General features: G+C 70.3%; 14 protein-coding genes. 8 read left to right on the top strand and 6 right to left on the bottom strand.

Annotated features, from left to right (window positions below):
* The first annotated feature begins 19 nt into the window (after nt 1-19).
* A complete protein-coding gene (gene mntR, locus ASF08_RS03700) occupies nt 20-472 on the top strand; it encodes a manganese-binding transcriptional regulator MntR (RefSeq protein ID WP_056141711.1) in 453 nt (150 codons plus the stop codon).
* A gap of 116 nt (nt 473-588) precedes the next feature.
* Here mntR and ASF08_RS03695 read toward each other — a convergent pair whose 3' ends face one another.
* From ASF08_RS03695 to ASF08_RS03680, 4 genes are all read right to left on the bottom strand, one after another.
* Nucleotides 589-1,185, bottom strand: coding sequence for a hypothetical protein (locus ASF08_RS03695; protein WP_156629437.1), 597 nt, complete (start codon nt 1,183-1,185; stop codon nt 589-591).
* 455 nt (nt 1,186-1,640) lie between these two features.
* Complete coding sequence (locus ASF08_RS03690; protein ID WP_056141508.1) at nt 1,641-2,942, bottom strand: type III PLP-dependent enzyme; 1,302 nt, start codon at nt 2,940-2,942, stop codon at nt 1,641-1,643.
* Nucleotides 2,935-4,425, bottom strand: a complete 1,491-nt coding sequence (locus tag ASF08_RS03685) for an AMP-binding protein (protein WP_056141505.1) — start codon at nt 4,423-4,425, stop codon at nt 2,935-2,937. The genes ASF08_RS03690 and ASF08_RS03685 overlap by 8 nt, the downstream gene beginning before the upstream one ends.
* A 54-nt stretch (nt 4,426-4,479) precedes the next feature.
* Nucleotides 4,480-4,749, bottom strand: coding sequence for an acyl carrier protein (locus tag ASF08_RS03680; RefSeq protein ID WP_238254079.1), 270 nt, complete (start codon nt 4,747-4,749; stop codon nt 4,480-4,482).
* 274 nt (nt 4,750-5,023) lie between these two features.
* Between ASF08_RS03680 and aqpZ the strand changes: the two genes are divergently transcribed.
* Entirely contained in the window at nt 5,024-5,764 is a 741-nt protein-coding gene (gene aqpZ, locus ASF08_RS03675) for an aquaporin Z (protein WP_056141500.1), read from the top strand.
* Nucleotides 5,765-6,239: 475 nt separating this feature from the next.
* Here aqpZ and ASF08_RS03670 read toward each other — a convergent pair whose 3' ends face one another.
* Together ASF08_RS03670 and sseA are read right to left on the bottom strand one after the other, a co-directional pair.
* The gene (locus ASF08_RS03670) at nt 6,240-7,100 is read right to left on the bottom strand and encodes an urease accessory protein UreD (protein WP_056141497.1); all 861 of its coding nucleotides are present in this window, start codon (nt 7,098-7,100) and stop codon (nt 6,240-6,242) included.
* A gap of 28 nt (nt 7,101-7,128) precedes the next feature.
* On the bottom strand, nt 7,129-7,977 hold the full coding sequence (gene sseA, locus ASF08_RS03665; RefSeq protein WP_056141496.1) for a 3-mercaptopyruvate sulfurtransferase: 849 nt from the start codon (nt 7,975-7,977) through the stop codon (nt 7,129-7,131).
* Between the two features lie 186 nt (nt 7,978-8,163).
* Here sseA and ASF08_RS03660 point away from each other — a divergent pair, with 186 nt between their 5' ends.
* The 6 genes from ASF08_RS03660 to yciA all read left to right on the top strand — a co-directional run bounded on the left by ASF08_RS03660 (nt 8,164) and on the right by yciA (nt 11,961).
* Nucleotides 8,164-8,406: a hypothetical protein gene (locus ASF08_RS03660; protein ID WP_027174009.1), complete on the top strand. Its 243-nt coding sequence runs from the start codon at nt 8,164-8,166 to the stop codon at nt 8,404-8,406.
* A gap of 2 nt (nt 8,407-8,408) precedes the next feature.
* A complete protein-coding gene (locus ASF08_RS03655; protein WP_056141493.1) occupies nt 8,409-8,762 on the top strand; it encodes a hypothetical protein in 354 nt (117 codons plus the stop codon).
* Between the two features lie 290 nt (nt 8,763-9,052).
* On the top strand, nt 9,053-10,546 hold the full coding sequence (locus ASF08_RS03650) for a DEAD/DEAH box helicase (protein ID WP_018043082.1): 1,494 nt from the start codon (nt 9,053-9,055) through the stop codon (nt 10,544-10,546).
* 164 nt (nt 10,547-10,710) lie between these two features.
* Complete coding sequence (locus tag ASF08_RS03645; protein ID WP_018043081.1) at nt 10,711-10,896, top strand: YegP family protein; 186 nt, start codon at nt 10,711-10,713, stop codon at nt 10,894-10,896.
* A 179-nt stretch (nt 10,897-11,075) separates the two neighbouring features.
* Complete coding sequence (locus tag ASF08_RS03640; protein WP_056141709.1) at nt 11,076-11,375, top strand: hypothetical protein; 300 nt, start codon at nt 11,076-11,078, stop codon at nt 11,373-11,375.
* A 172-nt stretch (nt 11,376-11,547) separates the two neighbouring features.
* On the top strand, nt 11,548-11,961 hold the full coding sequence (gene yciA / locus ASF08_RS03635; protein WP_056141490.1) for an acyl-CoA thioester hydrolase YciA: 414 nt from the start codon (nt 11,548-11,550) through the stop codon (nt 11,959-11,961).

Raw genomic sequence — 11,961 nt, 5'->3', positions numbered from 1 at the left:
GCAAGGGGTGCCCGGCATCATGCAGGATTCGTCGCGATCCATGCCCGACGCCCCTCTGGTCGATCCGGACGTCCATGTGGAGAGCTTCCGGCAGGCCCGCGAGGCGCGCCGCCTCGAACTCGTGGAAGATTATGTGGAGCTGATCGCCGATCTCATCGGCGATGGCGGCGAGGCGCGGCAGGTGGATATCGCCGCGCGCCTGGGCGTCGCCCAGCCCACCGTCGCCAAGATGCTCAAGCGCCTCGCCGAGGACGGCCTCGTGCAGCAGCGGCCCTATCGCGGCGTGTTCCTCACCGAGAGCGGTCGCATGCTCGCGGCCCAGAGCCGTGAGCGCCATCGCATCGTCGAGCACTTCCTCTGTGCCCTCGGCGTCAGCGCCGAGACCGCGCGGCGCGATGCGGAGGGGATCGAGCATCACGTCAGCGCCGAGACCCTCGAGGCGTTTCGCGACTTCACGGAGCGCAAGGGCTGAGCGGAACCAGGCCCTGAGCGGGCTCGCGTTGGCACGCCAACGCTTCAGGCGGCTTGGCTCCTCGATGTGTCGCAGGTTCTTATCGCAGAACCGCGGACCACTTCCGCGAAACCCGCTCAGGGTTTTCGCGCCGAGACATGCCGCGTCGAACGGCTCGACGGCAGCGACAAGGTCGTCTCGCGTTCGCGCGAGGGACGGGCGAGCCCGCCGATGTCCCCCCATCCGCCCAATCCGGTCGACCTCGTAAGGAGCGGGGATGCCTGGATGACGCCATCCGCGACGGAGAGGTGGCCGGTGGCGACGCCGCGGATCATCTCGGGGGCGTGTTGCCGGGCGGCGATCCCGTAGAGGGATATGCCCTTGCTGCCGGGAGCCAGGAGCGTGCCGAGGGCGCCCTCCGGCGGGTCACCGGCGAGACGCGTGATCCCCCTGCCGGAATCGAGCACGGCCGCCGCCGCCTCGATCTCGCCGAACGCCAGGAGCTTGCCGGCGCGGGTGATGCGCACCTCGTAGCCGTATCCGTCCCGGTCCCGATACAGGCGGGTCAGGCCGAGCTGAAGCGATTCGCAGATCATCTGGACGTGGTCGCGCGCATAGTCGTCGCTCGTCATGACGGTCGAGAAGACCTCCGGGCCCGTCTGCGTGCTGGCCACGATGTGCTTGAGAAACTCGAGCTTGGTCGATTTCTGCCTGACGGCGAGACCCCGTCTCAATCGGTCACCTCCCGCATCGCGTCCGAACGCCGCGGATTCTAACGCGGCGAGGGTTTCCGTTCCGTTGCGAAACTCGGTGGCTCTCGGCGGATCGGCATGCCGATGCCAGCCTGCTTCGGTCATGTTCGAATCGATTCGTCAACGGATGCCGATGCCCACGTGGATCATCCAATCAGACCACCTCATCCTGAGGCGCCCGCGTCAGCGGGCCTCGAAGGAGGCCTCCAGAACCCGGCGCGCGAACTGGACCCCTCCTTCGAGACCTCCGCTTCGCTGCGGCGCCTCAGGATGAGGATTCTGCCGGGATGAGAATGGCTTGACGAGGCCGAAGTTCGCCTTCTCCCACCCGACCACCTCAGGATGAGGTAAGCCACTGGAGACACAATTCAAAATGGATTTGGGGCGATGCCGTGGCTCGTCAGGAGCCGGCTGTCCCATGAAGGCTTGCCGCGTCGTCAGTCCGCCGGCCGCCGCGCCGCGCCGACCTCGCGCGCCCTGCCCTCGTCCACCAGGAGTTCCGCCGGTCGCGGATGGCTGAGAAAGCCGGTGGGGCTCGCCGTCAGCCCGTAGGCGCCCGATTGCAGGACGGCCACGAGGTCGCCCGCCGTGAGGTCCGGCAGCGGCGTGGTGCGGGCCAACATGTCGAGGGGCGTGCAGAGCGGGCCGACCACGGCGCAGGGCGAACGCGGGCCGCCCCGGTCCACCACGCTCGTCACGGGGTAATCGCGTTTGACCACCTGACCGAGATTGCCGGACGCCGCGAGATGGTGGTGCATGCCGCCATCGGTGATGACGAAGCGGCTGCCCCGCGAGACCTTCACCGCCCTCACCCGCGCCACATAGAGGCCCGCCGGCCCGGCGAGGAACCGTCCGGGTTCGAGCACGATCCGCGCCTCCCTGAGGCGGGGATCCGACGTCACACGGGCGATGAGCGCCGGCATTCCGTCGCGGATGGCGTCGAGGTCGAGGGCGGCGTCGGTGGAGAAATAGGGAATGCCGAGGCCGCCGCCGAGGTCTATCGTCTCCAGCGGCCGGGCGATCCGGTCGGCTACCCGCTCCGCCAGGGACAGTCCGTAGGCCCATTGCGACAGGAGGGTCGCGGCGACGAGCCCCTGCGTCCCGGCAAAGAGGTGGATGCCGGAGAGATGCAGGCGCGGCTCGGCTTCCACCGCATCGACGACGGCCTCGAGTTCCTCCTCGTCGAAGCCGAAGGGCGAGGGCTTTCCGCCCATCCGCATGGCGCCCCCCTGCGCATCGGGCCCCGGATTGATCCGGATCGCCACCCGCTGGACGGTGCCGTGGCGCTCCGCGGCCTCGGCCACGCGCCTCATCTCCTCGCCGTTCTCCAGATGGATCTCGCCGATCCCGCCGGCGACCGTCGCCTCGATGTCGGCGTCGCTCTTGCCCGGCCCGGCGAACAGGATGTGGCGCGGATCGACACCGGCCGCCCAGGACGCGGCGAATTCCGCAGCCGATGCGATCTCGGCCCCCGCCCCCTCGTCACGGAAGACGCGGATGATCGCGGGGGCCGGGTTGGCCTTCACCGAGTAATCCACCACCGCGAAGCCGGCGACCGCCCCCGCGAGGTCGCGATAGGCGCGGCGCAAGAGGGCGGCGTCGTAGACGAAGAACGGCGTGCCGTGGGTCTCGGCGAGGCCGCGAAGATCGAGGCCGCCCACATGGAGCACGCCGTCGCATCGCGAAAAGTTGGCGGCGACGAGGCGGTCCGCGAGGCTGTCGCCGATCGGGTCAGACATAGCTCGTCCGTTCCGCCACGAGGCGCTTGTAATCGACCTTGCCGTTGGGCGTCGTGGGCAGGGCCGGGACGGTCTCGACGGCGCGCGGAACCATGTGCGGAGGCAGCGTCCGCCGCACGGCCTGCAGCACCTCGTCCGGAGCGGGGCCGCTCCCGGCCGGCACGGCGACGGCGTGGATGCGCTGCCCGAGGCCGGGATCGGCCAGACCGATCACCGCCACCGCCCGGAACGCGCCGGTCTCCATCAGCGCCTCCTCCACCTCGGTGGGGCTCACGCGGAAGCCGGCGCTCTTGATCATCGCGTCCTCGCGGCCGAGGAAGCGGAAATAGCCGCCCTCGTCCTCCACCACGAGGTCGCCGGAGCGGCAGACGAGGGTGCCGTCCTGCGGGCAGCGCGGGTCCGGCACCAGGACGCGGGCCGTATCCTCCGGCCGGTTCCAGTAGCCGAGGGACACGGTGGGACCGCGATGGTGGAGGATTCCGGGCTCGCCGGGCCGGGTCCGCTTTCCGTCGGCATCCACGGCGAAGATCTCGGTCTCCGGGATGGCGCGGCCCATGGAGCCCGGCCGTGCGTCGATCTCGCCCGGAGGCAGGTAGGTGGAGCGGAAAGCCTCGGTGAGGCCGTACATCAGCACGATATCGGTGTGCGGGAGCGCCCTGCGCAGGCGCGCCACGGTATCCTGCGGCACCGCGCCGCCCGAATTGGTGAGGATGCGCAAACACGACAGATCCGCCTTGCCGAGCCTCGGCGCCGCGCGGGTCAGCAGGGTCCAGAGGGTCGGGACGCCGGCCAGGATCGTGATCCGGTGATGTTCGATGGCCCGCACCACCTCGTCGCCGAAGCGGAACTCGAGGAGGACGAGGCAGGCGCCCTGCTCGACGCTCGTGAGAAGCTGGTTGAGGCCGTAATCGAACGAGAACGGAAGGACGGAGAGGATGCGGTCCTCGGGCGCGATCGCGAGATAGCTGCGCACGATCCGCGTGCCGGCCAGGAGATTGGCGTGGCTGAGCATCACGCCCTTCGGCAGCCCGGTGGAGCCGGACGTGTAGAGGATCGCCGCGAGGCCGGGCGGCGGAGCGGTGACGGTGTCGGGGGCGAGTCTGACGATCAGCGGGTGTGCGAGCCCTCCCCCCTCTGCGGGGGGAGGGTAGAGGGTGGCGTCGGTGACGAGGAACCGCGCCCCGCAATCGGCCAGGATATGCCGGACCTGACGCGGGCGCAGGCTCGGATGGATCGGCACGACGACCGCCCCGACCCGGCCGACGGCGAAGATCGCCACGCATTCGGAGATGGATTTCGGAAGCAGGATGGCGATCCGGTCGCCGGGTTCGGCGCCGTCCTCGCGCAGCCTCCGAGCCAAATGCTCGACCTCGGCCCGCAACCCGCCATAGCTCAGCCGTTCGTCGCCGGAGACCAGGGCGATCCGCTCGGACGCGCAGGCCGGACCGTCGAGGAGATCGGGTAGCAGGGCGGGCGCCGGCATGGGGCTAAGCGGGTTCGGCAAAAGGGGTCACCGGTTTTGCGTCCTCGGACCCGCTCAGGGCTGCGCCCCGACCCGCTTGGCCTCGACGAAGGCGGCCAGGGCGTCGACGCTCTCGAAATGCGCGAGCGCGAAGGCGTCCTCCTCGATCTCGAAGCCGAACCGGTCGCCGAGTTCCATCATCAGGTCGAGCACGCCGATGGAATCGAGGGCATCGCTGGTGACGAGGGAGGTCGACCCGGTCACCGCACCCGGCGCGAGGCCGGGATTGCGACCGGCGATGAAGGCGAGGATCGCCTCGCGCGCGGCGGCATGTGTCTCGACCACGTTCCGGTCCCCCATCGGCCGTCCCGTCGGCCGTCGCCGCCCATAGCGATGTCGGCCGGGCAAGTCCATGAGCCCCTCCCCGAAGCGGCCTTCGGGCGGTAAGCAACCTGCACAATAACGGCGTCGCCCATCGGCCGGTCCGATCGGATACGCCCAATGAGCGATTGCCAGGGGGCGTGGCGAAATCTAGGTTCTGCGCGTCAAGACCAAGGATAAAGCCGATTCTCGTGGTGTGAATACATGAGAATTCCTCCTGCATTCGAGCGGGGCTGCCATGACACATGACACGATCCGGCGATCGACGGCCGAGTTTTTCGGGACGTTCTGGCTCACCTTCGGAGGCTGCGGCGCGGCCATCGTCTCCGCATCCTACCCCGCCCTCGGCATCGGCTTTCTCGGCGTGGCCCTCGCCTTCGGGCTCACGGTGCTGACCATGGCCTATGCGGTGGGGCATATCTCGGGCGGCCATTTCAACCCGGCCGTCACCCTCGGCCTGTGGTCGGCCGGACGCTGCGCCGACCATCACGTGGTCCCCTACATCGTGGCGCAGGTCGTCGGAGCGGTGTTCGGCGCGGGCGTGCTCTACCTCATCGCCTCCGGCAAGGCCGGATGGGTGCCGGGCGGTTTCGCCTCGAACGGCTACGGCGAGCTCAGCCCGGGCAAGTACGGATTGCTCTCCTGCTTCCTGGTGGAGGCCCTCGCGACCTTCTTCTTCCTGTTCATCATCATCGGAACGACGTCGAAGGGCGCGGCCACCGGGTTCGCCGGCATTCCCATCGGCTTCGCCCTGGTCCTGATCCACCTGATCTCGATTCCGATCACCAACACCTCCGTCAACCCGGCGCGCAGCAGCGGCCCGGCCCTGTTCGCGGGCGCGGAGGCCATGGGGCAGCTCTGGCTGTTCTGGCTGGCGCCGATCCTCGGTGCGGTCACGGCGGGCGCCATGGCGCGCTGGCTCTACGAGCCGGACACGCTGATCGAGACCACGATCGTGGAGAAGCGGTCGGCGGCGTGAGGGGCGACCGGCCGAGCGGTTGGGCCGTCGGGGCCGAGGTCCGCCCTCTCCCACCCGACGATCTCATCCCGGGGCGCCTTGAAGCGGCCTCCATGACCCGGAGTGCCCGCTGGAGCCCTCCTTCGAGGCCTTCGCTTCGCTCCGGCGCCTCCGGATGAGGATTCTGGTGGGATGAGAATAGGTTGACCGAGGCCGACATTTTCCTCTTCCCACCCATCCACCTCATCCTGAGGTGCCCGCGCCAGCGGGCCTCGAAGGAGGCCTCCAGAACCCGGATTGCCAGCTGGAGCCCTCCTTCGAGGCCTCCGCTTCGCTCCGGCGCCTCAGGATGAGGATTCTGGTGGGATGAGAAGGGGTTGACCGGGGCCGACATTTTCCTCTTCCCACCCATCCACCTCATCCTGAGGTGCCCGCGCCAGCGGGCCTCGAAGGAGGCCTCCAGAATCCACGGCGCGAACGGGAAGCTCCCTCCCCTCTAACTCTGCCAGACCCGCGGCATCGGCATGCCCCGGTAAGCCACGAGGAGGCGCGCGGCCGTCGCTCGCAGGGCGTCGGGGGCGGCGCTCAGGAATCGGGCAACGAGGTGCCCGTTCCAGGCACTGGCGGCGATGTCGACCCCCGGTGACGCGAGCGCGTCCACGTGGCTGCGGAACGCCTCCAGCCGCGCCTCGGCATCGGGCGAGACGTCGAGGAGTGTCGCCATGGCCCGGGCGCCGCCGCCGAGGGCGGTCCGCTCCAGCAGGGCCGTGATCGGACCGTCGAAGGCGAGGGATTCGGCATAGGCCAGACGCCCGCCCCGGCGGATGCACCACGCATCTCGGAACAGGCCGGAATCCAGGCGCTCGTGCCGGGCGGTGCGCCCGAAGACGACGGCCTCGAAAGCGAGCAGCCGCGCATCCGGGGCGAGATCGGCCTCGAACCGCCGCTCCAGCCGCGCCCGGTCGAACAGGATGGTCTCCTGCGGCAGCCAGTCGAGGCGTGCCCCCTCGGCGAGCACCGCCCGCGTGCCCACATGGCTCGACGGTCCGTCGGATTTGTAGATCTTCTCGGCGGCGGTGGTGGTGAGGACGAGATGGGCGCCCGGGCCGATCTCCGCCTCGACCCGGAACCCGTCGCCGCAGGCGATGCCGCCCGCCGTGTTCAAGAGGACCGCCTCGCAGGCCCCCGCGGCGTGGCGCGGAAGCCGCAGGCGAAGCGGCCCGGCCTCGGAGAGGTCGGCCACATGCGTGCCGATCCCGTGGCGGACGACGCGCACGCGGACGCGCCCGTCGGAACGCTGCCGCGCCGGCGCCGCATCGGGGGACGGCACGGCGATACTTAATCCATCATGGGCCACGCGCGTGCGGGCTCGGTCGTTCGCCGCCTCAGGCCGGTCCCGTGGCGACGGGCCGCGCGGGGTCGACGCCCCATTCGGACCAGGAGCCGTCATAGAGCGCGCGGGGGGGATGACCGAGGGTATCGAGGGCCAGCGCGACGATGGCCGCCGTCACGCCCGAGCCGCAGGTGGTGACCACGGGGCGGGCCGGATCGACGCCGGCATCGGCGAAGACCTTGCGCAGGGCATCCGCGTCCTTCAACCGGCCGTCGGCCTGGAGCGCGGAATAATGGACGTTGCGCGCGCCCGGCATGTGGCCGGGGCGCACGCCGGGGCGCGGCTCGGCCTCCTCGCCGCGAAAACGCGGGGCGGAGCGGGCATCGACCACCTGGGCCGAGCCGGTCTCGAGGGCGCGGGCGACGTCGGCGGCATCGGCCACGGCCCCGTGGTCGAGGCGCGCGGAGAAATGGCGCCGGTCGCGGCGGGGGCCGTCGCCATCCTCGGTGGGACCGCCGGCGGCGAGCCAGGCCGGAAAGCCGCCCTCCAGGATCTGCACGTCGCGCACGCCGAAGGTGCGCAGCATCCACCAGACGCGGGGCGCGGAGAACAGGCCCATCCCGTCATAGACGACGATGTGCATGCCGTCGCCGATGCCGAGCTCGCGCATGCGCGAGGCGAAGACCTCCGGCCGGGGCAGCATGTGCGGCAGGGGCGAGGTCTCGTCGCTCATGGCGTCGATGTCGAAGCGGATCGCGCCGGGGATGTGGGCGGCCTCGTATTCGGCTGCGGCATCGCGCCCCTGGGCGGGCAGGTACCACGACGCATCGAGCACGATGATGCCCGGCGCGCCGAGACGCTCCTTGAGCCAGCCGGTCGTGACGAAATGCGAAGGCGCCATGTCTGCTCTGTCCGATCATAAGGAGGTCGACGCCACTCAACCACATCCGCCCCCGGCTTGCACAGTCGCAGGCTCGCCGGGGCGGCACCTTGCGCACGCCCCATCTTGCACAGGCGCCACGTTGAGGCGAAAGCTCCCCGCAATGACCAGCCATCGCCACAGACGTCATCCGGAGGCCGCCCGATCGTGACTCCGCGCGAGACGTTCCACATCGAGATCCTCGGCTCCGACGACGAGGGCGAGGACCGCGTGCGCCAGCGCCTGTCGATCCGTGCCAGCGGGGCGGAGAGCGCCACGGAGCGCGCGCTCCTCCTGTTCGCGCGGGCACGGGCGCCGCAGCGCTCCGGCGGACCGGCCGAGGCGGTGCGCGTCATCGACGGGGCCGGGACGGAGGTGTTCCACCGGACCCGCTTCGACGAGACCGCCTGACCATGCGCCTCCTCGCGGCCCTCGGCGCGATGCTGCTGTTCGCCGGCCTGTTCGTGCGCAGCTACACCGTGCCTCCGGCTCCCGACCGGCGGGGCGGCACCACCTTGGCCCTGGCCTATCCCAACCGCGCCCTGTTCGGCAGTCCGCGCGGCGATTGCGTCGGCACGCCCCCGGACGAGGTGGTCATCGCCTGCCTGATCGGCTCCGTGTCCCGGTTCCGCGCCGAATCGATGCCCCTCGTCCAGCTCCCCTTCTGCGGCACCTGCTACGGCCTGTCCCAGAGCATCGCCGCCCTCGGCCGCGACGAGACGGCGGTCCGGGCCAAGCTCGATCAGATGGCGCGCTACGGCTGGTAACCCCCGCGCCCGGCGAATGGCTCGGGCACCACGTTGACTTCGCAGGCGCGAAAGCGCATATCGCAGTCGCAGCGTCAGCGGCCGTGACAGGTTCGCTTGAGAGGGCTGCGTGACGGATCGCCGATTGCGCGTCAGCGCGGCCCAAGCGACCTGAGCCCCTCTCTTCAACGTGCATGCACCCGGATCGCCCCATCACGCGGGCGGCCTCCAGCTCAACGGACCAGCCCCTTCGACAAGACGGCCATCGTTTCGGTGCTGTCCGGCCGGTCCCGCTGCCTGAAAGTCTACCCTTGACCCAATTCACCGATTTCGGCCTCGCAGAGCCCGTTCTGCGCGCCCTGGATGAGGCCGGCTACAAGACCCCGACCCCGATCCAGGCCCAGGCCCTCCGCCCCGCCATGGAAGGCCGCGACCTCTGCGGCATCGCCCAGACCGGCACCGGCAAGACCGCGGCCTTCGCGCTGCCGATCCTGCATCGCCTCGCCCAGAACCCGCGCAAGGCCATCCGCCGCGGCTGCCGCGTGCTGGTGCTCTCGCCCACCCGCGAGCTCGCCAACCAGATCGCCGAGAGCTTTTCCGACTACGGAAAATACCTGTCGTTCACCAACACCGTGGTGTTCGGCGGCGTGACCATCTCCCGCCAGGAGAAGGCGCTCGCCAACGGCGTCGACATCCTCGTCGCCACGCCGGGCCGCCTCATGGACCTCATCGAGCGCCGCTCGCTGACCCTCGAAGCCGTCGAGATCCTCGTCCTCGACGAGGCCGACCAGATGCTCGACCTCGGCTTCATCCACGCCCTCAAGCGCATCGTGAAGATGCTGCCGAAGGAGCGCCAGAGCCTGTTCTTCTCGGCCACCATGCCGAAGAACATCGCGGGCCTCGCCGACCAGTATCTCCGCGACCCGGTGCAGGTCGCCGTCACCCCCGTGGCGACCACCGCCGAGCGCGTCACCCAGGAAGTCATCTTCGCCCATACCGGCGCGAAGCAGGCCCTGCTCAACCACATCCTGCGCGACCCGAAGATCGAGCGCGTGCTCGTCTTCACGCGGACCAAGCACGGCGCCGACCGCGTGGTGCGCGGCCTGGAGAAGGTCGGGATCAACGCCTCCGCCATCCACGGCAACAAGTCGCAGCCGCAGCGTGAGCGGGCTCTCGCCGCGTTCAAGGACGGGTCCTGCCGGGTGCTGGTCGCCACCGACATCGCCGCCCGCGGCATCGATGTCGAGGCGGTGAGCCACGTCATCAACTACGACCTGCCCAACGTGCCCGAGAGCTACGTCCACCGCATCGGCCGCACCGCGCGCGCCGGGGCGAACGGGCTCGCCATCTCGTTCTGCAACGACGAGGAGAAGGCCTACCTGCGGGATATCGAGCGCACCACGCGCCAGAAGATCCCCGTCGGCGCCTTCCCCGAAGGCTTCAACCCGCCGACCCGCCAGGAGGCCGCCGAGGCCGCCCAGGCCGAGGAGCGCCGTCCGGCGCCCCAGGGCCAGCGTCCCGGCCAGCGCCAGGGCCAGCGTCCCGGCGGCGGTCGTCCCGGCGCCGGTGCCCGTCCGGGCGGCGGTCGCGGTGGCCAGCCCGCCGGGCAGGCCCGGTCCGGCCGTCCCCAGGAAGGCCGCGGCGATCGTCCGTCGGACGGACAGGGCCGTGGCCCCCGTCCCGACCAGCGCGGCGACAACCGCGCTCCGCGCCAGGGCGAGCGCCCGCGCAGCGGCGGCGCCGGCAGCAATGCCGGCGGCGAAGGCCGTGCCATCGGCTGGCTCGATCGCTTCCCGCGTTCCTGATCTCACTTAACGCTTCGACGGTCGGGTTCGCCCGGCCCGACGCCGCCCCGGATCGTCCGGGGCGGCGTTGTCGTGTCCGGGCTCGCTGCCGGGACGGGATTGCCGACGGGCGATTCCGCGCCATCTGACCCTATGGCGGTCATCGCCGCGAGGGAGGCGTGGACATGCGTTTCGAACTCTACCGGGATTCGGGTGGCGAGTGGCGCTGGCGCCTCCGTGTCACCAACGGCAACGTCATCGCCGATTCGGCCGAGGGTTATGCCCGCCGGGAAGATTGCGAGCACGGCATCACCCTGGTGAAGGGCTCGGCCGAGGCCAGCGTGGTCGACATGACGCTGAAGATCGCCTGACCCGTCCACCCGGCCCCGCTCGGGCGAAGGCCGTTCGCCACAAGGCTAACCGTTAAGCTTGCCGGCAGGGGGCATGAAACGGTTTGCCGATTCCGTGCGTTCGGCTGACGGCCAAGCATGCATTCCCGCGCGTGCCGTCGTATCATCACCGTCGTTCGATCATCCGAGGAGTCATGAACGTGTTGAGGAAACTCCTTCTGGCCGCATTGCTGGCCCTGGGCTTCGCCGCCCTGGCCCCCCAGGGCGCTTCGGCCGCGCCCATCGGCCCGGTTCCCGCCCTTCAGAGCGAGGCCGCACCGGCCGTCGTCGAGAAGGCGCAGTATTACTACCGCCGGCCGTATTACCGTCGCCCGTTCTACGGTCGCCCCTATTACGCCCGCCCGTATTACCGTCGTCCGTACTTCGCGCCGCGTCCGTTCTACCGTCGCCCGTACTACGCCCCGCGCCGGTTCTACGGCCCGCGTCGCTTCTACTACTAAGTCGGCCACGCCGGCCGGTTTCGAGGCCCGGTCGTCCCCTTCGGGACGGCCGGGCTTTTTCTTGACCTGACGCCACCTCTCGGCCGATGCAGGAGGCCAAGCCGCGCCTCGGACGAACCAAGGCCGCGCCTCGGACGAACCAAGGCCGGCGGCGATCAGGGTGGAGACCGCAATGGGCGAGACCAGCGACCCGCGTGGGGACCTCACGGTGCGCACCATCGCGATGCCGGCCGACACCAACGCCAACGGCGACATCTTCGGCGGCTGGGTGATGTCGCAGATGGACCAGGCCGGGGGCATCGCCGGCGTCGACCAGGCGCAGGGCCGCGTGGTCACGGTGGCGGTCGATGCGATGACCTTCATCCGCCCGGTGCGGGTGGGCGACGTGCTCTGCGTCTATACCCGGGTGGAGAGCGTCGGCCGCACCTCCATGAAGATCCAGGTCGAGGCCTGGGCCCGGCGCTTCCGCACCAAGCTGCGCGAGAAGGTCACCGAGGCGACCTTCACCTTCGTGGCCATCGACGACGACGGCCGCCCGCGCCGGCTTCCCAAGCCGGAGCCGGAGAGTTCTTCGCCGGAGTCGTGA

This window comes from Methylobacterium sp. Leaf85, from assembly GCF_001422125.1.
In the GTDB taxonomy this organism is placed as follows: Bacteria; Pseudomonadota; Alphaproteobacteria; order Rhizobiales; family Beijerinckiaceae; genus Methylobacterium; species Methylobacterium bullatum.
This window is presented reverse-complemented; position numbering and strand designations above follow the sequence as displayed.

Excerpts from the sequence above, each read along its gene's own strand:
- ASF08_RS03690 (WP_056141508.1), bottom strand. The coding sequence starts at position 2,942 with ATGTCTGACCCGATCGGCGACAGCCTCGCGGACCGCCTCGTCGCCGCC.
- ASF08_RS03685 (WP_056141505.1), bottom strand. The coding sequence starts at position 4,425 with ATGCCGGCGCCCGCCCTGCTACCCGATCTCCTCGACGGTCCGGCCTGC.
- aqpZ (WP_056141500.1), top strand. The coding sequence starts at position 5,024 with ATGACACATGACACGATCCGGCGATCGACGGCCGAGTTTTTCGGGACG.
- ASF08_RS03645 (WP_018043081.1), top strand. The coding sequence starts at position 10,711 with ATGCGTTTCGAACTCTACCGGGATTCGGGTGGCGAGTGGCGCTGGCGC.
- sseA (WP_056141496.1), bottom strand. The coding sequence starts at position 7,977 with ATGGCGCCTTCGCATTTCGTCACGACCGGCTGGCTCAAGGAGCGTCTC.
- mntR (WP_056141711.1), top strand. The coding sequence starts at position 20 with ATGCAGGATTCGTCGCGATCCATGCCCGACGCCCCTCTGGTCGATCCG.
- yciA (WP_056141490.1), top strand. The coding sequence starts at position 11,548 with ATGGGCGAGACCAGCGACCCGCGTGGGGACCTCACGGTGCGCACCATC.
- ASF08_RS03655 (WP_056141493.1), top strand. The coding sequence starts at position 8,409 with ATGCGCCTCCTCGCGGCCCTCGGCGCGATGCTGCTGTTCGCCGGCCTG.